An 18363-nucleotide genomic window follows, 5' to 3' on the forward strand; every position below is an offset into this window, starting at 1 on the left:
GATTCCGGGCTCTGCCCGGACCCGCCGAGGGACTTGTCCCTTGGAACCCTCGGACTTCCCTATGATGCTCACAAACACCGACGTTCTGCTCGTCATTGATGTGCAGAACGATTTTCTGCCCGGCGGGGCGCTCGCTGTGCCCGACGGCGACGCCGTCATCGCCCCGGTCAACCGGTTGGCCGCGTGCGTTCCTCACGTCATCCTCACCCAGGACTGGCACCCGCCCGGCCATGCCTCGTTCCACGGCAGCCATCCGGGCAAAGCCCCCTTCGACACCACGGACCTGTCCTACGGCGAACAAGTGCTCTGGCCGGAGCACTGCGTGCAGGGCACCCACGGCGCCGAGCTGGCCGCGGGCCTCAGGACGGAGCGGGCCGAACTGGTGATCCGCAAGGGCACTCACCCCGGCATCGACAGCTACTCGGCCTTCATGGAAGCCGACCGGCGGACTCGCACCGGGTTGGCCGGCTACCTCGCCGAGCGCGGCCTGACCCGCCTGTTCCTCGCCGGCCTCGCCACCGATTTCTGCGTGCTCTGGACCGCGCTGGATGCCCGCGCCGCCGGGTTCGAGGCCTTCGTGATCGAGGATGCCGTGCGCGGCATCGATCTCGACGGCTCGCTGGCGCGGGCCTGGAACGAGATGGAGCGGGCAGGGGTCGGGCGCATCGCCAGCACGGCGCTCGGCTGAAGGCTTTGATCCCACCCGCGTCCTCATCCTGAGGTGGCGGCGCGGAAGCGTCGCCCTCGAAGGATCCTCCAGGCACCGCGCGCGAGTTGGAGGATCCTTCGAGGCCCGCTGGCGCGGGCACCTCAGGATGAGGGGAGGGCCTGGACGGCCGTGGCTTCAGGAAGGCGGGATCACGGGTCGAGGGCGTCCGCCTCGACGCCGCACTCCGCCGCCACGGTTTCCCGCAAAGCCGCGTAGAGGCTGCGAACCGCCCCGTGCCCTGCGCTGTCATAGGGCTGCGCACCGAGCGCAGTCACGGGGGCGAGCAGGCGCAGCGAGTTGGTGACGAACAGCGCCTCCGCCGCCGCCAGATCCGAGGGCAGGAGAGGGCGCTCTTCGACCGCGATGCCGAGGCTCGGCGCGATCCTGGCAACAAGCTCGGCCCGAACGATACCCGGCAGGACGCCATCCTCCAGCGGCGGCGTGACGAGCGTCCCTCCGAGGATCGCAAAAACATTGCCGGTACCGGCGCAGGCGACGCGGCCCCGCGTGTTCAGGAACAGAGCCTCGTCGAAGCCTTGCGCCTGCGCCGCGCGGGCGGCGAGCACCGCGTCGAGATAGCCCAGCGTCTTGAGGCGCGCGGCCGGCGAGGTCTCGTTGCGGGCAATCTCCGTGAGCGCCAGCCGCAAGGGCGCGAAGAACAGGGCGGCGCGGGCCGGGGCGGCGCTGCCGAACAGGAACGGGTTCGGCTCGGGCGGGGGCGCCAGCCCGCGCGGGCCGGGGCCGCGGGTCAACGTGGTGCGGATCGCCGCGAGCGGCGCGGTGCTGGCCAGCGCGCGCATCGCTTCGACGATCCGTTCCCGCGCAATCGCGAAGCCGAGCGCTTCCGCGGCGGCGGCGAGGCGATCAACATGGGCGGCTTCGAAGGCGACCTGTCCCTGAATCGCCAGGGCGGTGTCGAACACGCCGTCGCCGAGCAGCAGGCCACGATCCCCCATGGCGAAGGGGAGGGTGCCGCCCTCGACCAGCCGCCCGTTAGACCACAGCATCGGCGAGCCTGTCCGTCCGCTCCGGCGCGCCCGCCGCCCGCCACGCACGGGCCTCCTTCAGGAAGTTGGAAAACAGCGCGTGGCCGTTCTCGGTCAGCACCGATTCCGGGTGGAACTGGATGCCCCAGGTCGGGTGGCTGCGGTGCGACAGTGCCATCACCTCCCCCTCCCCGGAGGCGGCATCGACGGTGAGGTGGCGCTCCATCTCCGGCGTCGGCGCCACGATCAGCGAGTGGTAGCGCCCGACCTGCATCGGCTGCGGCAGCCCTGCGAACAACCGCTCGCCCCCGTGCCGGATCGGCGTGGCGTGGCCATGGAGCGGGCGGCCCGCCCGCTCGACCCGGCCGCCGAAGGCCGCGCCGATCGCCTGATGCCCGAGGCAGACGCCGAGGATCGGCACCTCGCCGGACAATTCACGGATGGCCGGCAGGCTCACGCCGGCCTCCGCCGGGGTGCAGGGGCCGGGCGAGATCACCACCGCCTCCGGGTTCCGCGCGCGGATGCCGGCCACATCGAGCGCGTCGTTGCGCACGACCTCGACCGTCTCGCCCAACTCCTCGAAGTAGCGCACCACGTTGAAGACGAAGGAATCGTAGTTGTCGACGACGAGGATCATGGCGCCTCCTCCTCGAAGGCCGCGAAGACGCGGGCCGCCTTGGTCAGCGTCTCCTCGTATTCGGGGCCGGGCTCGGAGAGCAGCGTCACGCCCCCGCCCGCCTGGAGCACGGCCTGTCCCTTCGCCATGAACACGGTGCGGATCGCGATCGAGGTGTCGAGCGATCCGTCGAAGCCGAGCGCGCCGATCGCCCCGCAATAGAGCTCGCGCGCATCCGTCTCGATCTCGGTGATGATGTCCATGGCCCTGAGCTTCGGCGCGCCGGTGATCGAGCCCCCGGGAAAGGTTTTCTGGATGAGGTCGAGCGCATCCGAACCCTCGCGGAGCGTACCCGTCACCACCGAGACGAGATGGTGGATGCCGGCATAGGATTCCAGCCCGCACAGGGTCGGCACCCGCACGCTGCCCGGCTCGCACACCCGCGATAGGTCGTTGCGCAGCAGGTCCACGATCATGATGTTCTCGGCCCGCTCCTTCGGATTGGCCTGGAGCGCGGCGGCGATCTCGGCATCGCGGGCGGGATCGGGATCGCGGGCCACGGTGCCCTTGATCGGTCGCGTCTCGACCGCCCGCCCCTCCAACTTGAGGAAGCGCTCGGGCGAGGAGGAGGCGACGGTAAGCCCTTCGAAATCGAGATAGGCGCCGAAGGTCGCCGGGTTGGTCTCGCGAAGCCTCCGGTAGAAGGCAAACGGGTCGAAGCCGGGCGGCAGGTCGGCAGCGAAACGCTGGGCGATGTTGGCCTGATAGATATCGCCGGCGCGGATATAGTCGCGGACCTTTTCGACAGCCGCTTCATAGGTTTGTCGCGAAAAGTTCGAGCGCCATGTGAACCGGGCGCCCGTCCATTTCGGCAGCGGCTCGGACGGGGAGGCGAGCCAATCGGCGAAGGCATCGAGCCGCGCCCGCGCCCGTGCCGCGCGGGCCGGTCCATCGGCTTCGGGAAAGCCGGTGGCGATCAGCAGGCAGGTGCCGCGGCCGTGATCGACGGCGAGCAGGGTGTCGTAGAGGTTGAAGGCGATGTCATCGGTGAGCCCCGCCCGGCGCGCCGGGGCCACGACCCGCTCCAGGCTCGCACCGAGATCGTAGGCGAAATAGCCGATCGCTCCCGGAATGGCGGGCAGGTCGGGCCGGGGCGCCAGACGGTAAGGCGCGAGGCAGGCCCGCAACGCCGCAATAGGCGAGCCGGGCACCGCGCGCCCGTCCAGGGTGGCACGACCATCGCTGTAGCGGAACCGCGCGAACGGGTCGGCGGCCAGCACCGAGACGCGGCCGAGCGTATCGTGCCGCATGGCGCTGTCGAGGAAGGCGAGGCCGGGCAACCGGGCGAGCCGCGCCGCGGCCGCGACCGGGTCGATGAAGGGAATCTCGCGGGTCCAGACCATGGGCTCGGCCGTCATGCCTCGTGCGGCGCTCATTGGGATTCACCCAAGGGCGCGCGGCGCCCTCCCGTCAATCGCCCCCGCGTTCCGGTCTCGCGGGCGGGGTATGCGCCAGCGCCGCGCGCAGAGCTGATCCAGTTTCTCAGCAGAGCCTTCCAAAGCTCTCTTTCAAAATGATTTTCTCTGAAAAAACAAAATGACAGCGCCTCGACCATTCCCGTGCGGGCCGTGACGCTGGACCGCTCCGGCTGACGCGGCGCAACGATGGTTCGGGCCGCTAACGCCGTGATCGTGAGCGCCGGCGAAGCGATCCGGGCCCCGCGACGGTGGCCAGCCGCGCGGTGCGGCAAAACGGGAAGCGACCGGCTACGCTCGCAACAGCGCCCCAATGCCGTTATATCGGCGCATCCACCGCTCTCGATGCAGGACGCGCGGGCCTCCGTTCCGGAGGGCCGCCCCAACGGGCCGTCATGACCGCAACCGCCTCTCCCTCGGACACCAAGGGCGCCGCCGCGCCGCGGATCTCCTTCGTGTCGCTGGGCTGCCCCAAGGCGCTCGTCGATTCCGAGCGCATCCTCACCCATCTGCGGGCCGAGGGCTACGAGCTGTCGCGCCGCCATGACGGGGCGGATGTCGTCATCGTCAACACCTGCGGCTTCCTCGATTCGGCCAAGGCCGAGTCGCTCGCCGCGATCGGCGAGGCCATGGCCGAGAACGGCCGGGTGATCGTGACGGGCTGCATGGGCGCGCAGCCGGAAGAGATTCGCGAGAAGTATCCGAACCTGCTCGCCGTCACCGGCCCCCAAGCCTACGAGTCGGTGGTCGCCGCGGTGCATGAGGCGGTGCCGCCCGCCCACGATCCGTTCCTCGACCTGATCCCGCCGCAGGGGGTCAAGCTCACCCCGCGCCACTACGCCTATCTGAAGATTTCCGAGGGCTGCAACAACCGCTGCACCTTCTGCATCATCCCGAGCTTGCGCGGCGATCTCGTCAGCCGCCCGGCGGGCGACGTGCTGCGCGAGGCGGAAAAGCTCGTCAAAGCCGGCGTGAAGGAGTTGCTGGTCGTCTCGCAGGACACCTCCGCCTACGGCATCGACACCCGCTACGCCACGAGCCCGTGGCAGGACCGGGAGGTGCGCGCCCGGTTCTACGATCTGGCCAAGGAACTCGGAGAGCTCGGGGCCTGGGTGCGGCTGCACTACGTCTACCCCTACCCGCATGTCGACGAGGTCATCCCGCTGATGGCCGAGGGCAAGATCCTTCCCTATCTCGACATGCCGCTCCAGCACGCCAGCCCCTCGGTGCTCAAGCGTATGCGCCGGCCGGGCAACCAGGAGAAGCAGCTGGACCGCATCCGGCGCTGGCGCGAGATCTGCCCGGATCTGGCCATCCGCTCGACCTTCATCGTCGGCTTCCCCGGCGAGACCGATGCCGAGTTCGAGGAACTGCTCGACTGGATTCGCGAGGCGCGGCTCGAGCGCGTCGGCTGCTTCGAGTACGAGCCGGTCAAGGGCGCCACCGCCAACGATCTCGGCCTGCTGGTGCCGCCGGAGGTGAAGGCCGAGCGCAAGCGCCGCTTCATGGAGGCGCAGAGCCACGTCTCGCTGCGCTTGCAACGGGCGAAGGTGGGCAAGCGCCTGTCTGTCATCATCGACGAGGCGGGCCCGACCGGCGCGCGGGGCCGCTCCAAGGCCGACGCGCCGGAAATCGACGGCAGCGTCCACGTCACGTCGCGCCGTCCCGTGCGGCCCGGCGACATCGTCACCGTGAAGATCGAGCGGGCCGACGCCTACGATCTGCACGGCATCGCGGTGTAGGACCGGGCGGCGGAGGCCCGGGGAGGGCGGGGCGCGAACCGCCCCGCGCGCCGCACGTTGCCCCGTCACGATTCCACGCGAATGACGAGGCTGAGCATGGCAGACGAACAGCGCGACCAGAGCAGCGGGGCCGCGGTCTCGCCCAAGGACCCGGCGACGGGCAAGCTGAAGTCGCAACCGGGACCGATGGAGCGGGCCGGCACCGAGGCTGAGGAGGCCGCGCGCGGCAACTCCCCCTCCGGGGAAAGCAAGACAGACTCCGAGGACGACCGCTCCGCCTGACTTGATATGCGCGACGACCGCCGCGGGCTGCGCACCGGCCTGGCCGGCCTCTACGGCTTCATCGGCATCGTCCACCTCGTGGCGACCGAGCGCTTCCTGCCGATCATGCCGGGTTGGGTGCCCGCGCCCCGCCTCGTGGTGATCGGCACAGGCCTGTGCGAGATCGCCGGTGCGCTGGCGCTGTTCGCGCCGCGGCTGCGGCGGCTCGCCGGGATCATGCTGGCGCTCTACGCGGTCTGCGTGTTCCCGGCCAACATCAAGCAGGCAGTCGAGGGCATCGCCGTGCCGCCGATCCCCGACACGTGGTGGTATCACGGCCCCCGCCTCGCGCTTCAGCCGGTGATGGTGTGGTGGGCCCTCTACGCCGTCCATGCCATCGATTGGCCGTTCGCGGCACGAAGAACGGGCGATACCGGAGCACCTCGTTAAGATTAACCCGGCGGAGCAAAAGGCTTTTCGCTGAGGAAAACGGCATCGAAAGCGTATCCGAGCGGGCTCAACCGGTGGTCTTCGGCTCGTGACCCTGTCTACGCTCGCCGTCATGCCGAAGAGCCGCGATTCGAACCGGACGAACCGCCCGCAAGACGGCGCCGCACCGCCGGAGCAGGCGGCGGTCGAGCGCGCCCTGGAGCAGATCGTGGAGCGCCTGAAGCCGAAGGCGCCGGACCCGAAGCCCGCGAAGAAGGGTGATCCGCGGACGAAGGGCTGAGCCCTGCCCATCGGCTCCGCCGACGTCAGGGCACCGCCCTGACAACCCGCCAAAGGGCCTCAGGCCCTTTGGGATCCCCGAACCTCATGTCTTCTCGTCGCGCTTTACCGCCTGCCAGGCCGCTTCCATGGCGGGGAGGGCGGTGTCCTCCAGGGTGTGGCCCTCGGCGGCGAGCCGGGCGGCCATGGCGGTGAAGCGGCGCTCGAACTTGAGGGTGCCGCGCCGCAGGGCCTCCTCCGGATCGACGCCCGCGTGACGGGCGAGGTTGGCGACCGAGAACAGCAGGTCGCCGATCTCCTCGAACACCGCCTCCGGCTCGCCCTTCTCCAAGCTCTCCTCGACCTCGTCGGTTTCCTCACGCACCTTGGCCAGGACCTGGGCCGCGTCCGGCCAGTCGAAGCCGACGCCGGCCGCCCGCTTCGAGATCCGGTCGGCCCGGGCGAGGGCGGGGAGGGCGCGCGAGACCCCGGCCAACGGTCCCGCCGCTTCTGTTTTGCCAGCCGCCGCCTTCTCCGCGCGCTCCCGCGCCTTGATCGTCTCCCAGGCCGCCTTGATCGCGGCCGGGTCGGTCGGGCGCCGCTCGGGCGGCAGGAAGTCTCCGGACGCGTCGAAGACGTGCGGGTGACGCCGGATCAGCTTGGCGCAGATCGCCTCGGCGACGTCAGCGAAGCGGAAGGCGCCCTCCTCCTCGGCGATCCGCGCCTGGAACACGACCTGGAGCAGAAGGTCGCCGAGTTCGTCGCGCAGGTCGGCCCGGTCGCCGCGCTCGACCGCGTCGGCGACCTCGTAGGCCTCCTCGATCGTGTAGGGGACGATGCTGGCATAGCTCTGCTGCACGTCCCAGGCGCAGCCCCGTTCCGAATCGCGCAACCGCGCCATCAGCGTCAGCAGCCTGTCGATCGGCGCCTCGTCCATCGCTCTTTCGCCCCATCCCACCGGAAGCCCGGCCTCAGCCAAGCCACCGCTCATAGACCGTCCGCCGCTGCCGCGCAGCGCCGCTTCGCGGGCTCTCGATCGGGGAGAGAAGGGGCACAGCCTGTGCAAAATTCCGTTTATTCCTTTTGAAAAGAAGAGAAAAAGCCTCCGTTCGGTTTGGCGAACGCAGCTCCACCTCCCCTAGGAAAGCTATCTGTTAAGGATTCTCAGGGAGTCAGTTCAGCAGGTTATAGGGAAGGCGGAAAAGCCCTGATCTTCCCGTGGCTTGAACCCCCTTCGCGCATGGAACTCTGCGCGAAACCGCATCGAACTCTGCGCGGCCCCGCATCGGATTCTGCGCGACGGGCGGGGCCTGTCGCATCGGATTCTGCGTGGGCCCGTACCGGATTCAGCGTGCAAAACCGGTTTGGCCGGGGAAGAGCGGGGACAAGTCCGGAGCGAGGGGACATGCAGGGGGCGTATTGAACTCTGCGCAGGCGGATTCGGGCCGGCCGGCGGGCGTATGGAACTCTGCGTGCCCGGAATCCGCCCCTCCTCTGACGGCGGACGACACGCCTGTGCAGGACTCGGCCGTCCAAGCGTGGATTCCCGGGAAAACTCCGAAAGGCCACGGGACTCCGCGGAGCCGAATCGTGACAGATCGGTTGCGGCCCTGAGGGTCCTCCGACGATTCCGTCCGGAGCCCGCGGCTTGGATGAAGGCGAACACGACGTGACACGCAGCGGGAGGCCTTGAGGGCAGGCGATGTCGGGGCTTGAGGCCAAGATCGCCGCGATCCGTGACCCGGATCTGCAGGCGGAGCTGGAGGCGGCGCGGGGCGGGTTCCTGTTCGCGCCGATCGTCGAGCACCTGCTGTTCCGCCAGCGCGAGCGTGACGCCGCCCGGGCCCAGGAGGGGGCGCAGGCCGAGGCCCGCGAGGCCATGGGCCGCGACCGCCGCCGCCGCGACGCCGTGCGCGAGGTGATCGAGAGCGAGCCCACCGGCCCGGAAAACCTCCAGCACCTGCACTCGGTGCTGGCGCTCTGCGGCCTGCCCTACCGCGATCCCGGTGATGCCCGCGACTTCGTGCGCGAATACGGCCGCAACTCGCTCAGCCTCTCGGCGGGGCGCCTCAAGAACCCGATCACCGGCGAGATGGAGCTGCAGGGCCTGCCCTACGGCCCCAAGGCCCGGCTCGTGCTGCTGCACCTCTGCACCGAGGCGGTGCGCCAGCGCAGCCCGACCATCGAGGTCGCCGACAGTCTCTCGGGCTTCATGAAGGCGATGGGGTTCGCCGTCACCGGCGGCGAGCGCGGCACCATCGGCGCCTTCAAGGAACAGCTCAACCGGCTCGCCGCCTGCTCGATGCAGCTCGGCCTGTGGGACGGGGAGGGGCAGGCCTCGACCCTCAACGTGCCGCCCTTCCGCCAGCTCGAATTGTGGCGACGCGGCGATGACGGCCTTGTCTGGCAGCGCACCGTCTCGTTCCATCAGGATTTCTACGACAGCCTGATCCGGCACGCCCTGCCGGTCGATATCCGCGCCGCGCGGGCCTTCTCCGGCTCGGCGCGCAAGCTCGACCTCCTGTTCTGGACCGGCTACCGCCTGCGCGCCCTGCAGCGCCCCCTGCGGCTGACATGGGACAACCTGCACCGCCAGTTCGGCGCCGAGAACGCCAGCCTGCGCAGCTTCCGCCAGGCCTTCAAGGCGGATCTCGCCGGCCTGCTCGAAGTGTTTCCGCGGCTGCGGATCGACCTCGACGAGGGCGGCATGCTGCTCCACCCGGCCGATCCCGGCAGCCTGCTGGTGCCGCCCAAGGCCGCCCGCACCGCGCGCGCGGCGGCCTCTGCGGCCCGCGCCTGACGGAATTTTTTCGGAGTCTTGGCCTTCGGAATATTCCATAAGTCTGCCCTCGCGGGTTCGGTAGCATGGAATATTCCGACTAAGGAAGCTTTCAGCCCTGGGGCGAGGGAACAGTTCATTCCCTTTTAGGGGCCCTATGATCCGACTGTTCCGACACCCTGAAAGCCTCTCTGGCCGAGGTGGTGCGACAGCCGTCTCGAAGTACGCCGCGACGCGTCTTCCCATAGAGAGCTGTTCCGGCCCGCTTCGAGGTCGCGCGTTGGCTCGGCGCCTCGGGACGCGGAGTGGCGGCCCGTAAGCCGCGCTCAAACAGGCGTCCATCGCGCTGGTTCACCGTGGCCTTCCATTCCGTATTCCGATCAGGGAACATGCCGGATGGAATAGAAAGAACTCGCCTTCCCTTCCATTTCATGGCATCGTCCATTCCGAAAAATTCCCCTCGTTGGGAATGAACGGTGAGGAATGCCAGCATGGTCCTGTCGGAAGCCGAGGCTCTGGCGCGGCTGGAGGCGCTGCGTCGGCAACGCGACGCGATCGAGCGGCAGATCGCCGATCTCCTCCTCTACCTCGATCTCGGCCGACGCCTCGGCGGTCCGGCCGCTCCCGCTCAGCCCTCGCCGGACGCACGAGCGGACGCCCCCATCCCCGTTCAGGAACCCACGCTGCAACCGGCTCAGGCGCCGGTCGCGGCCCCGCCCGCGCCGCCCGCCGCTGCGCCCGAGAGACCTCCGGTGCCGGCCTTTGCCGTGCCGGTCGAGGGGGAGGTCGGCCTGTCGGAGACGGTGCTCGCCCGCCGCTACGGCCGGGCGTTGATCGAGGCGGTGCTCGCCGTCCTGGAGGAGGCGGGCCGCCCGATGCATGCGAGCGAGATCCTGGCACGGATCAGCGAGCAGGGTTTTTCCCTGCCGGGGCAGGATCCGGTGGCGGCGCTCAACACCCGGCTCTGGAAGCGCTCCGGCCCCGGCGGCCCGCTGAAGCGCCTGGGCGAGGCCGTCTACGCCCCGGCCGATGCGGAGGAGGGATAGAAAGAGGGATCGGCGGCGTGCCCTGAAAACATGAAGAGGCGGCCCGCGCGGAGCCGCCTCTGAACCCTGTCCGATGCCGTCTGCCGGCGCGACCGTCCCGTCCGAAGGAGCCGCCGCCGATCCGCGCCGTCTCAGCGCGAGGCTGCGACGGAGCCGGTCGATTCCGTCACCGCGCGTCGGTTCAGGTCCGGCCCAAGATCCGGCCCAAGATCCGGCCCCTTGGCTGTTGCGGGCGGATGGGCCTGAGCGAAGGCGCTGCCGTCGCGGGCCAGGGCCTCGCCGTGGGCGAACAGCGCCTTCATGTAGGGCTGGTCGAACGGCTTCTCCGAGGTCTTGGCGAAGCGCCCGTCGATGAGGGCGATCCGAAGATCCAGGCCGGTGCGCGCGGCATAGCCCTTGGTGAGCGCGAGCACCGCGCGGGTCTGCGCCTTGATCGCCGCCGACATGGTGCGGCCGAGCACCGAGAGCGTGGTGCGCGAGGCCATCTGGAATTCCGGTTCGAGCCGGTTGTTGACGACGAGGTAGACCCGGTTCGTCGGCAGGCGCAGCCGCGCCTCCCCTTCCAGGGCGGCGGCCGGCGCAAGGTAGAACGGGGCCATCGCCCCGCCGTCGTCGTGCAACTCCGCGAAGGGCTTGGCTTTGGCGCCGTCTTTCACTTCGGCGGGGATCGCCACCGGCGGGAAGACGCCGGGCACCGCCGTCGAGGCGAGCACGATCGAGCGGAACAGGGCCAGCGCCCGCGGATCACCGGTCTCGGCGTTACGCTGGGCGATCGCGCCCATGTCCCACAGCACCGGCCGCTCGCTGTCCACCTGCGTCGTGGCGATCAGCAGACGGCGGCCCTTGGCGTGCTCGGCCGCCACCGCCTTGAGCAGGGGCGGCGTCACCGCGCGCCCGATCCGCTCCTTGAGCGGCCACGTGTCGGTGAGCGAATCCGGCGTGCCGCCGAACTCGAACACGTCGGCGGCCGAGATCTCGGTGTAGTTCTCGCGAAGCGCCGCGTCGGCCCGCTCGCCGAGCGTCGGCGCCGCAAAGGCGAAGGGGGCGATCAGCGCGCCGGTCGAGACGCCGGTGACGACGCCGAACTCGGGGCGGTCGCCGCGCTCCGACCAGCCCGCCAGCAGGCCGGCGGCAAACGCGCCGTTCTCGCCGCCGCCGGAGAGCACCAGCCAGGGATCGGCGGCGCGGGGTGCCCCGTCGATCAGGGACTGGAACGCACGCGTGTCGTCGCCCGCGATCCGCACCGAGGCCGGCAGGCCCTCGGGCTGCGCGGTCGCGGCCTGGGCGGCGGTGTAGTCGGGCCGCGCGTCGGCGGGCTTCTTCGCCGGTCCGGCCATCGCCCCCTGCGACAGCGCGAGCGCGAGCAGCACGCCGGCCAAGGCCCCGCCCCCGCGCGGGCCGGACGGAAAAGTCCGCATGATCGGTTCGTTGAACAGTTTTGGCATCGACGTACGTCTCCCGACGATGTTCGACAGCCCGCCTCGGCCGGAAAACACGGGTCGCGGCGGTCCGTTCCGTCCCGACTGCCCGGCGCCGAATGCTGCGCCGGGCAAGCTTTGCCGTTTCGCTCGTCCCGCGCGCACCCTTGCCGCCTGTCCTGGCATCCCGGCGGAAGCGGCGAAAACGAGAAAGACCTTGATGAAGACTTCTGAAATCTTGGGAAGTGTCGGACGATTTGGCTCACCACGCAATCTTCGCTTTCGGATATTCCACGGGCGGATCGCCAATGGGTGATGCGGGTCCGTATGCGGGAGCGGTTCCGTGCCGTGCGCGGGCGCACGATCCGCCGGATCGGGGATCGCGCGTCTCATCGCGTCTCTCATCGCGCGTCTCTTGGGCCGATCACAGGGCCGAGGGCAGGACCAAGGTCGGCTTTACGCCGGGGGGCACCGTGCTCTAACGCCAAGGGCATAAGCGGAGGGCCGACGCCACGGCCCTTCGCGCAGCCGGAGACCGAGAGCCGATGAAACTGCCGCGCCGCTTCTTCCAGCCCCTCGCCGCGGGTGCGCCCGAGCCGTTCCGCGAACTGCCGATCAAGCTCGAGCGGATGATCCACTTCGTGCCGCCGCACAACGAGAAGGTCCGCGCCCGCGTGCCCGAACTCGCCAAGACGGTCGATGTGGTGCTCGGCAACCTGGAGGACGCGGTCCCCGCCGACCAGAAGGAGGCGGCGCGCAAGGGCTTCGTCGAGATGGCCCGCGCCACCGATTTCGCAGCCTCCGGCACCGGCCTGTGGACGCGCATCAATGCCCTGAACTCGCCCTGGATCCTCGACGACCTGTTCACCATCGTCGCCGAGGTCGGCGCGAAGCTCGACGTGGTGATGGTGCCGAAGGTGGAGGGCCCCTGGGACATCCACTACATCGACCAGTTGCTGGCCCAGCTCGAGGCGCGCCACGGCGTGACCAAGCCGATCCTCGTCCACGCCATCCTCGAGACCGCGGAAGGCGTGGCCAACGTCGACGCCATCGCCTCCGCCTCGCCGCGCATGCACGGCATGAGCCTCGGGCCCGCCGATCTCGCGGCGTCCCGCGGCATGAAGACCACCCGCGTCGGCGGCGGTCACCCGGATTACCGCGTCCTGTCCGATCCCAAGGGCGATGCCGAGCGGGCGTCCGCCCAGCAGGATCTGTGGCACTACACCATCGCCAAGATGGTCGATGCCTGCATGGCCAACGGCATCAAGGCGTTCTACGGCCCGTTCGGCGACTTCTCCGATTCGGCCGCCTGCGAGGTGCAGTTCCGCAACGCTTTCCTGATGGGCTGCGCCGGCGCCTGGACCCTGCATCCGAGCCAGGTCGCGCTGGCCAAGACCGTGTTCGCCCCCGACCCGGCCGAGGTGAATTTCGCCTCCCGCATCGTCGAGGCGATGCCCGACGGCACCGGCGCGGTGATGATCGACGGCAAGATGCAGGACGACGCCACCTGGAAGCAGGCCAAGGTCATCGTCGATCTCGCCCGGCTCGTGGCCGAGAAGGATCCGGATCTGGCCAAGGTCTACAATCTGCCCTGATCGTCGCGAATGGTGGCCTTGCGTTGGAACGGAAGGGCCGCGAGGCCTATCTATCGGTCATGACCCAGACCAGCATGAGAACCGCCAAATTCGGCCTCGGGGCGGTGGTCCGGCATCGGATCTACCCGTTCCGGGGCGTCGTGTTCGACGTGGACCCGGAATTCGCCAACACCGAGGAATGGTGGCTCGCGATTCCGGAGGACGTCCGGCCGCGCAAGGACCAGCCCTTCTACCACCTGCTCGCCGAGAACGCGGACAGCGAGTACGTCGCCTACGTCTCCGAGCAGAACCTCGTGCCCGACACCTCCGGCGAGGCCCTGCGCCATGCCGGCATCAGTGAGGTGTTCGAGCGCAGCGCCGACGGGGCCTACCGCATGAGGGTCAGCCACGCGAACTGACCGGCCCCGAAAGCAGATGGGGTGGATGGCTCCCGCTCCAACTGACGGCATCTCGGTGCCAAGGTGTGGTTGTTGTCGAAGCAGCAACGACGCAGATGTAGGAGCCATCCCCATGGAGATCACCACCGTCGGCATCGATCTGGCCAAGAGCATCTTCCAGGTTCACGCCATCGACGCAGCTGGGCAGGTCGTCGTTCGCAAGGCGCTTCGGCGGGCGCAGGTCGTGCCGTTCTTCGCCAAGCTGCCGCGCTGCCTGGTTGGCATGGAGGCGTGCGGCACGTCCCACCACTGGGCCCGGGAACTGATGAGGATCGGCCACGACGTGCGGCTGATGCCGCCGGCTTACGTGAAGCCATACGTCAAGCGCGGCAAGACCGATGCGAACGATGCCGCCGCCATCTGCGAGGCGGTGACGCGCCCCAGCATGCGGTTCGTGCCGGTGAAGTCGACCGAGCAGCAGGCGGCGCTGGCGCTGCACCGGACGCGCGACCTGCTGGTCAAGCAACGCACGCAGTTGGTGAACATGATCCGCGGCCTGCTCGCCGAGTTCGGGATCGAGATGGCGCGAGGCCTGCGCCATGCGCTCGAACTAGCGGCCAGGCTCTCAGCCGGAGACGCGGCCGAGGTGCCGCCCCTGGCCCAGCGCGTGGTGACCGGGCTGGCCGATCAGATCGGCGCCGTGCAGATCCAGCTCACCCGGCTGGAGAAGGAGTTGCTGGCCTGGCATCGGGACAACGACCTGTCGCAGCGCCTAGCGACGATCCCCGGGATCGGCATCGTCTCGGCGACGGCGCTGGCAGCCTCAGTAAGCGAGCCCGAGCGCTTCCGCTCCGGTCGGCAGTTCGCGGCCTCGTTAGGCCTGACACCGCTGCAGAACTGCAGCGGCGGCAAGGAGCGCCTGGGCCGGATCTCGCGCATGGGCGACCGTTATCTGCGACGCCTGCTCGTGGTCGGCATGACCTCTCTGATCCGGCGTGCGAAGGCGACGCCGACGTCGGTCGACCCACGGCTGCCGACGCTGCTCCAGCGCAAGCCAGTGCGTGTCGTGACCGTGGCAGCGGCTAATCGCACGGCGCGGGTCGCCTGGGCGATCATGACCCGCGGCGGCACCTACCGCGCACCCGCGGCCACGGCTGCCTGATCGCAGGAAGCGGAGCACTTTTCCAGATTGCGAGGACGATGAGAGTTGATGGCGAACCGGTCAGACCGGGAGCCGGGACACCCCGCCGAATGTCCAGGGCATCATAGCCCGCAAAGCAGAGTGGGACCCAGCTCGCGGATACCATCAGGGCCAGCGGTCAACATGAACGACTGCATCAACAGGCCGGACACAAGACTGCACCCGACCAACGCGTCAGAACCTCAATTCGTCACTTGCAATGCGGGAGCCATCCACACAGGACATCCGGCTCTCGGTAAAAGACGGCGTGAAAACAACAGCCTAGCGTCGTCCGGAAGGGTGTGGCTGGGGCGACGGGCCGAAACGTCAAGCCGGGGAACGCTTTGTTCAACGGCTGTTGCTATCGAAGCGCGTCACCTCACCGTTGCGCGGGTTCGAGATAGCCATGGATGTGGTCACCATGCTGGTCATGAGCCTTGCCGCGGCCGCCGCCGCTGCGGGCTTCCTGGCCGTCGAGTGGCGGATCCTGCGCAACCCCGCGCTGCTGCTGTGGAGCGCGGGCTTCGCCACGATCGTCCTCGGCTGCTCGCTCTCGCCGGTCCGCGCCGCCTCCTTCCTTGTCGGGGTCTGGTTCGCCAACGGCCTGCTCGTCGTCGCCCACCTCCTGTTCCTCTTCGGCACGGCCCGCTTCACCGGGCGCCGGATCGCACCGCTCTGGTGGGGCCTGCTGCTGGCCTGGGCCGGCCTCCTGCTCCTGCCGGCGGGGATCGACCCGACCCCGGCCTTCGCGATGACCAATTCCGGCCTCGTCGCTCTTGCCGCCCTGCGGGCCGCCCACCTGCTGCTGTCGCGGGCCGGCACGCCCTTCCCGGAGCGCACTGCCGCCTCCGACGCGCTCGGCGCCGTCTTCCTCGCCCACGGCACCTTCTACGCCGCCAAGGCGCTGCTCGTGCCCGTGCCCGGCGCCTTCGTCAGCCTCGTCGGCTTCAAGGGCGTGCTGATCCAGGTCTCGCTGTTCGAGGGCATTCTCGTCGAGATGCTGCTCGCGCTGCTGATGGCCGCCGCGGTGCGCCGCCGCCGGGAGGAGGCGATGACGGCGCTCGCCGAGCGCGATCCCCTCACCGGCGCCTTCAACCGCCGCGCCTTCGAGAGCCGCGCCGCGGAGGCGTTGCGGGACATGGCCGCCGGGCGCCAGTCCGGCGCCCTGCTGCTGCTCGACGTGGACCGGTTCAAGACGGTCAACGACAGCTTCGGCCACGCCGTCGGCGACCGCATCCTCGTGGCGCTCACCGGCGTGCTGGAAGCCTGCCTGCCGCGCCACGCGATCCTGGCACGGCTCGGCGGGGACGAGTTCGTGATCCTGGTGCCCGGCCTCGACGAGGCGGCGGCATCCGCGCTCGGCGCGGCGATCCGCGACCGCATGGCCCGCGAGAGCGGCCGGGGCCTGCCCACCGGCGCCACGGTCAGCCTCGGCGCCGCTCTGTTCAGCGGTGGCCCGGCCGGGCTCGACACCCTGATGGCGCTCGCCGACACGGCGCTCTACGAGGCCAAGGCCCATGGCCGCGACCGCCTCCAGGCCCGCCGTCTTGAGCCGCCGGCGGAGCGAGTTCCGGATCGATCCGGACCGGGGGCGGCGAAGGCGAACATGTCCACGCAGGGTGGCTGCTGCGCCTGATTGTCTCTCACGAAACGCCCGCTGCGCCGCGATCGGGAGTTTTGTGAGGCGCTCTGAGACGGTTTGCGCGTGTGCGATGTCCCAATCGAAAGGGGCGCCCGCATGGCGGACGCCCCTGGTCGCAGATGATGTCGGGGATGCCGGACGGATTTCAGGAGATCAGGTCGAGTCTCGCCGCTTCGAAGCCCGCCGCCCGCACGCTGTCGGGGAGGGCGGAGGAATCGGCATAGCCGGCCTCGCGGGCCATGGCGTCGAGGGCGGTGCGCTCGTCCTCGGCACTGCCGGTCCAGAGGATCGCGCCGCTCGTCTTCTGCCGGATCTGGAAGATGCTCATCGTGAACCGTCCGTCGTCGTGAATCTCTTGACGGGGTAACCCGGCGCAGCCGTCCCGGTTGCACACGAACGACCCGACGAAACCTTGAGCGAAGCGACGAGGCGTCCGCCGCGTCTCGGGAACGACGGACCTCGGGGAGGGGCCGCCGATCTCATCCGCCTGCGGCAACGCGCACAGGCTCCGACCGGGGAGGGGTTTGCTACCCCATTCGCCACGAAATCGCCGGTTGCGCCGCGGAAAGCAGGCTGCGGCGCATCGGCGCGCCCCATGAGGCGATTCGCGATGCCGGCCCGTTTGCCCTTCCGTCCCGCTGCGGCGTGCCTCGCCGCCTTCCTCGTCGCGACCCCGCCGGCCCGCGCCGCCGAGGCGCCGCCCGCGGCGGGGGTGCCCGATCCCGCTACGCTCCTGCCCGCGGTGAGCGTGGTCCCGGCCGAGCGCCGGGAGATCGTCGAGCGGGCGGTCGTGACCGGGACGCTGGTCCCCCGCGACGAGATCCTCGTCGCCCCCGAGGTCGAGGGCCTGCGCATCGTCGCGCTGCTCGTCGAGGAGGGCGACCGGGTCGAGCGCGGCGCGGTGCTGGCGCGGCTCTCACTGGAGATGATCGAGACGCAGGAGGCCGCCAACCTCGCGGCCACGGCGAAGGCGGAGGCGGCGATCCTCCAGGCGAAGAGCCAGATCGTCCAGGTGCAGGCGGCCCAGACCGAGGCGCGCCAAGCCCTGGAACGGGCGCAGGCGCTGGTGCGGACCGGCAACGCCACCGCCGTCACCCTGGAGCAGCGGGTCTCGGCGGCGCAGGGTGCCGACGGCCGGCTCGAGGCGGCCCGGGCCGGGCTGGCGCTGGCCGAGGCGGATCTGGCCGCCGCGCGGGCGCAGGGGCGCGAGATCGGCCTGCGCCGGGCCCGCACCGAGATCCGCGCGCCGGAGGCCGGGATCGTCAGCCGCCGCACGGCCCGGGTCGGCGCCACCGCGAGCGCGGTCGGCGAGCCGCTGTTCCGCCTGATCGCCCGCGGCGAGATCGAGTTGGAGGGCGAGGTGCCGGAATCCGCTCTGCCGCGGCTCAAGGCCGACGCCCCGGCGCGGCTCGAATGGGAGGACGGGCGCGTGACGCCCGGCGCCGTGCGCCGGGTCTATCCCGAGGTCGATCGGGCGACGCGCCTCGGCCGGGTCCGCATCCGCCTGGACGCCGACCCGGCGCTGCATATCGGCGCCTTCGCCCGCGGCCGGGTCGAGGTCGCCCGGCGCGAGGGCGTGGCGGTGCCGCTCGCCGCCGTACTCTACGCCGCCGACGGCTCGGCGAGCGTCCTCGCGGTTGCCGACGGCCGCGTCTCCGCCCGCCGGGTCGAGACCGGCCTCTCGGCCGAAGGCTTCACGGAACTGCGCTCCGGCATCGCCGCCGGGGAGGCGGTGGTCGCCCGCGCCGGCTCGTTCCTGCGCGACGGCGACCGGGTGCGGCCCGTCCCGCCGACGGCCCGAGCGGCCGCGGCCCGCTGAGGATCATCGC

At 70.2% G+C, this 18363-nt stretch carries 19 protein-coding genes; 13 read left to right on the forward strand and 6 right to left on the reverse strand.

Features of this window, described 5'->3' with window-relative positions; translation table 11 throughout:
• Positions 1-61: 61 nt before the first annotated feature.
• On the forward strand, positions 62-688 hold the full coding sequence (gene pncA / locus OVA30_RS15780) for a bifunctional nicotinamidase/pyrazinamidase (RefSeq protein WP_056113124.1): 627 nt from the start codon (positions 62-64) through the stop codon (positions 686-688).
• Positions 689-858: 170 nt separating this feature from the next.
• Here pncA and OVA30_RS15785 read toward each other — a convergent pair whose 3' ends face one another.
• The 3 genes from OVA30_RS15785 to pabB are packed head-to-tail and all read right to left on the reverse strand — an operon-like array spanning position 859 to position 3729.
• Positions 859-1716, reverse strand: coding sequence for an aminotransferase class IV (locus tag OVA30_RS15785; RefSeq protein WP_268176025.1), 858 nt, complete (start codon positions 1714-1716; stop codon positions 859-861).
• Positions 1703-2332: an anthranilate synthase component II gene (locus OVA30_RS15790; RefSeq protein ID WP_056456477.1), complete on the reverse strand. Its 630-nt coding sequence runs from the start codon at positions 2330-2332 to the stop codon at positions 1703-1705. Before OVA30_RS15790 ends, OVA30_RS15785 begins: the two co-directional genes overlap by 14 nt.
• Positions 2329-3729: an aminodeoxychorismate synthase component I gene (gene pabB, locus OVA30_RS15795; protein ID WP_268176026.1), complete on the reverse strand. Its 1401-nt coding sequence runs from the start codon at positions 3727-3729 to the stop codon at positions 2329-2331. Before pabB ends, OVA30_RS15790 begins: the two co-directional genes overlap by 4 nt.
• A gap of 452 nt (positions 3730-4181) precedes the next feature.
• Between pabB and rimO the strand changes: the two genes are divergently transcribed.
• The 4 genes from rimO (at position 4182) to OVA30_RS15815 (ending at position 6519) form a co-directional block, all read left to right on the forward strand.
• The gene (rimO, locus tag OVA30_RS15800; protein ID WP_268176027.1) at positions 4182-5528 is read left to right on the forward strand and encodes a 30S ribosomal protein S12 methylthiotransferase RimO; all 1347 of its coding nucleotides are present in this window, start codon (positions 4182-4184) and stop codon (positions 5526-5528) included.
• A gap of 96 nt (positions 5529-5624) precedes the next feature.
• Positions 5625-5810 (forward strand): hypothetical protein, encoded by a 186-nt coding sequence (locus OVA30_RS15805; RefSeq protein WP_015952180.1) that lies wholly within the window; start codon positions 5625-5627, stop codon positions 5808-5810.
• 6 nt (positions 5811-5816) lie between these two features.
• Positions 5817-6239, forward strand: a complete 423-nt coding sequence (locus tag OVA30_RS15810) for a DoxX family protein (protein WP_268176028.1) — start codon at positions 5817-5819, stop codon at positions 6237-6239.
• Between the two features lie 88 nt (positions 6240-6327).
• On the forward strand, positions 6328-6519 hold the full coding sequence (locus OVA30_RS15815; RefSeq protein ID WP_268176029.1) for a hypothetical protein: 192 nt from the start codon (positions 6328-6330) through the stop codon (positions 6517-6519).
• A gap of 84 nt (positions 6520-6603) precedes the next feature.
• Here the strand turns inward: OVA30_RS15815 and mazG are convergent, their stop codons facing one another.
• Positions 6604-7434, reverse strand: coding sequence for a nucleoside triphosphate pyrophosphohydrolase (gene mazG, locus OVA30_RS15820; protein ID WP_268176030.1), 831 nt, complete (start codon positions 7432-7434; stop codon positions 6604-6606).
• A gap of 765 nt (positions 7435-8199) precedes the next feature.
• Here mazG and OVA30_RS15825 point away from each other — a divergent pair.
• A complete protein-coding gene (locus tag OVA30_RS15825) occupies positions 8200-9297 on the forward strand; it encodes a replication protein RepA (RefSeq protein ID WP_012255098.1) in 1098 nt (365 codons plus the stop codon).
• Between the two features lie 470 nt (positions 9298-9767).
• Positions 9768-10322 carry a winged helix-turn-helix domain-containing protein gene (locus OVA30_RS15830; protein ID WP_268176031.1) on the forward strand — a complete coding sequence of 185 codons (555 nt, stop codon included), beginning with the start codon at positions 9768-9770 and terminating at the stop codon, positions 10320-10322.
• A 131-nt stretch (positions 10323-10453) separates the two neighbouring features.
• On the opposite strand, the gene OVA30_RS15835 is transcribed toward OVA30_RS15830, so the two are convergent.
• Positions 10454-11767 (reverse strand): patatin-like phospholipase family protein, encoded by a 1314-nt coding sequence (locus tag OVA30_RS15835; protein WP_268176032.1) that lies wholly within the window; start codon positions 11765-11767, stop codon positions 10454-10456.
• On the opposite strand from OVA30_RS15835, the gene OVA30_RS15840 reads away from it, so the two are divergent.
• From OVA30_RS15840 to OVA30_RS15860, 5 genes are all read left to right on the forward strand, one after another.
• Positions 11739-12056 carry a hypothetical protein gene (locus tag OVA30_RS15840; protein ID WP_268176033.1) on the forward strand — a complete coding sequence of 106 codons (318 nt, stop codon included), beginning with the start codon at positions 11739-11741 and terminating at the stop codon, positions 12054-12056. The two genes, OVA30_RS15835 and OVA30_RS15840, sit on opposite strands and share 29 nt — an antisense overlap.
• A 229-nt stretch (positions 12057-12285) precedes the next feature.
• Positions 12286-13335: an HpcH/HpaI aldolase/citrate lyase family protein gene (locus OVA30_RS15845; protein WP_003606527.1), complete on the forward strand. Its 1050-nt coding sequence runs from the start codon at positions 12286-12288 to the stop codon at positions 13333-13335.
• A 59-nt stretch (positions 13336-13394) separates the two neighbouring features.
• Positions 13395-13733, forward strand: coding sequence for a heat shock protein HspQ (gene hspQ / locus OVA30_RS15850; RefSeq protein ID WP_015857330.1), 339 nt, complete (start codon positions 13395-13397; stop codon positions 13731-13733).
• Positions 13734-13845: 112 nt separating this feature from the next.
• Complete coding sequence (locus OVA30_RS15855; RefSeq protein WP_015951499.1) at positions 13846-14874, forward strand: IS110 family transposase; 1029 nt, start codon at positions 13846-13848, stop codon at positions 14872-14874.
• A 424-nt stretch (positions 14875-15298) separates the two neighbouring features.
• A complete protein-coding gene (locus tag OVA30_RS15860; protein ID WP_268176034.1) occupies positions 15299-16528 on the forward strand; it encodes a GGDEF domain-containing protein in 1230 nt (409 codons plus the stop codon).
• 151 nt (positions 16529-16679) lie between these two features.
• On the opposite strand, the gene OVA30_RS15865 is transcribed toward OVA30_RS15860, so the two are convergent.
• On the reverse strand, positions 16680-16862 hold the full coding sequence (locus tag OVA30_RS15865) for a hypothetical protein (protein WP_015824096.1): 183 nt from the start codon (positions 16860-16862) through the stop codon (positions 16680-16682).
• A gap of 282 nt (positions 16863-17144) precedes the next feature.
• On the opposite strand from OVA30_RS15865, the gene OVA30_RS15870 reads away from it, so the two are divergent.
• The gene (locus OVA30_RS15870; RefSeq protein ID WP_268176035.1) at positions 17145-18353 is read left to right on the forward strand and encodes an efflux RND transporter periplasmic adaptor subunit; all 1209 of its coding nucleotides are present in this window, start codon (positions 17145-17147) and stop codon (positions 18351-18353) included.
• Positions 18354-18363: the final 10 nt, after the last annotated feature.

The sequence above is a fragment of the Methylorubrum sp. SL192 genome, from assembly GCF_026672325.1.
GTDB lineage: Bacteria > Pseudomonadota > Alphaproteobacteria > Rhizobiales > Beijerinckiaceae > Methylobacterium > Methylobacterium extorquens.

Excerpts from the sequence above, each read along its gene's own strand:
- pncA (WP_056113124.1), top strand. The coding sequence starts at position 62 with ATGATGCTCACAAACACCGACGTTCTGCTCGTCATTGATGTGCAGAAC.
- OVA30_RS15785 (WP_268176025.1), bottom strand. The coding sequence starts at position 1,716 with ATGCTGTGGTCTAACGGGCGGCTGGTCGAGGGCGGCACCCTCCCCTTC.
- OVA30_RS15790 (WP_056456477.1), bottom strand. The coding sequence starts at position 2,332 with ATGATCCTCGTCGTCGACAACTACGATTCCTTCGTCTTCAACGTGGTG.
- pabB (WP_268176026.1), bottom strand. The coding sequence starts at position 3,729 with ATGACGGCCGAGCCCATGGTCTGGACCCGCGAGATTCCCTTCATCGAC.
- rimO (WP_268176027.1), top strand. The coding sequence starts at position 4,182 with ATGACCGCAACCGCCTCTCCCTCGGACACCAAGGGCGCCGCCGCGCCG.
- OVA30_RS15805 (WP_015952180.1), top strand. The coding sequence starts at position 5,625 with ATGGCAGACGAACAGCGCGACCAGAGCAGCGGGGCCGCGGTCTCGCCC.
- OVA30_RS15810 (WP_268176028.1), top strand. The coding sequence starts at position 5,817 with ATGCGCGACGACCGCCGCGGGCTGCGCACCGGCCTGGCCGGCCTCTAC.
- mazG (WP_268176030.1), bottom strand. The coding sequence starts at position 7,434 with ATGGACGAGGCGCCGATCGACAGGCTGCTGACGCTGATGGCGCGGTTG.
- OVA30_RS15825 (WP_012255098.1), top strand. The coding sequence starts at position 8,200 with ATGTCGGGGCTTGAGGCCAAGATCGCCGCGATCCGTGACCCGGATCTG.
- OVA30_RS15830 (WP_268176031.1), top strand. The coding sequence starts at position 9,768 with ATGGTCCTGTCGGAAGCCGAGGCTCTGGCGCGGCTGGAGGCGCTGCGT.
- OVA30_RS15840 (WP_268176033.1), top strand. The coding sequence starts at position 11,739 with ATGATCGGTTCGTTGAACAGTTTTGGCATCGACGTACGTCTCCCGACG.
- OVA30_RS15835 (WP_268176032.1), bottom strand. The coding sequence starts at position 11,767 with ATGCCAAAACTGTTCAACGAACCGATCATGCGGACTTTTCCGTCCGGC.
- OVA30_RS15845 (WP_003606527.1), top strand. The coding sequence starts at position 12,286 with ATGAAACTGCCGCGCCGCTTCTTCCAGCCCCTCGCCGCGGGTGCGCCC.
- hspQ (WP_015857330.1), top strand. The coding sequence starts at position 13,395 with ATGACCCAGACCAGCATGAGAACCGCCAAATTCGGCCTCGGGGCGGTG.
- OVA30_RS15855 (WP_015951499.1), top strand. The coding sequence starts at position 13,846 with ATGGAGATCACCACCGTCGGCATCGATCTGGCCAAGAGCATCTTCCAG.
- OVA30_RS15860 (WP_268176034.1), top strand. The coding sequence starts at position 15,299 with ATGGATGTGGTCACCATGCTGGTCATGAGCCTTGCCGCGGCCGCCGCC.
- OVA30_RS15865 (WP_015824096.1), bottom strand. The coding sequence starts at position 16,862 with ATGAGCATCTTCCAGATCCGGCAGAAGACGAGCGGCGCGATCCTCTGG.
- OVA30_RS15870 (WP_268176035.1), top strand. The coding sequence starts at position 17,145 with ATGCCGGCCCGTTTGCCCTTCCGTCCCGCTGCGGCGTGCCTCGCCGCC.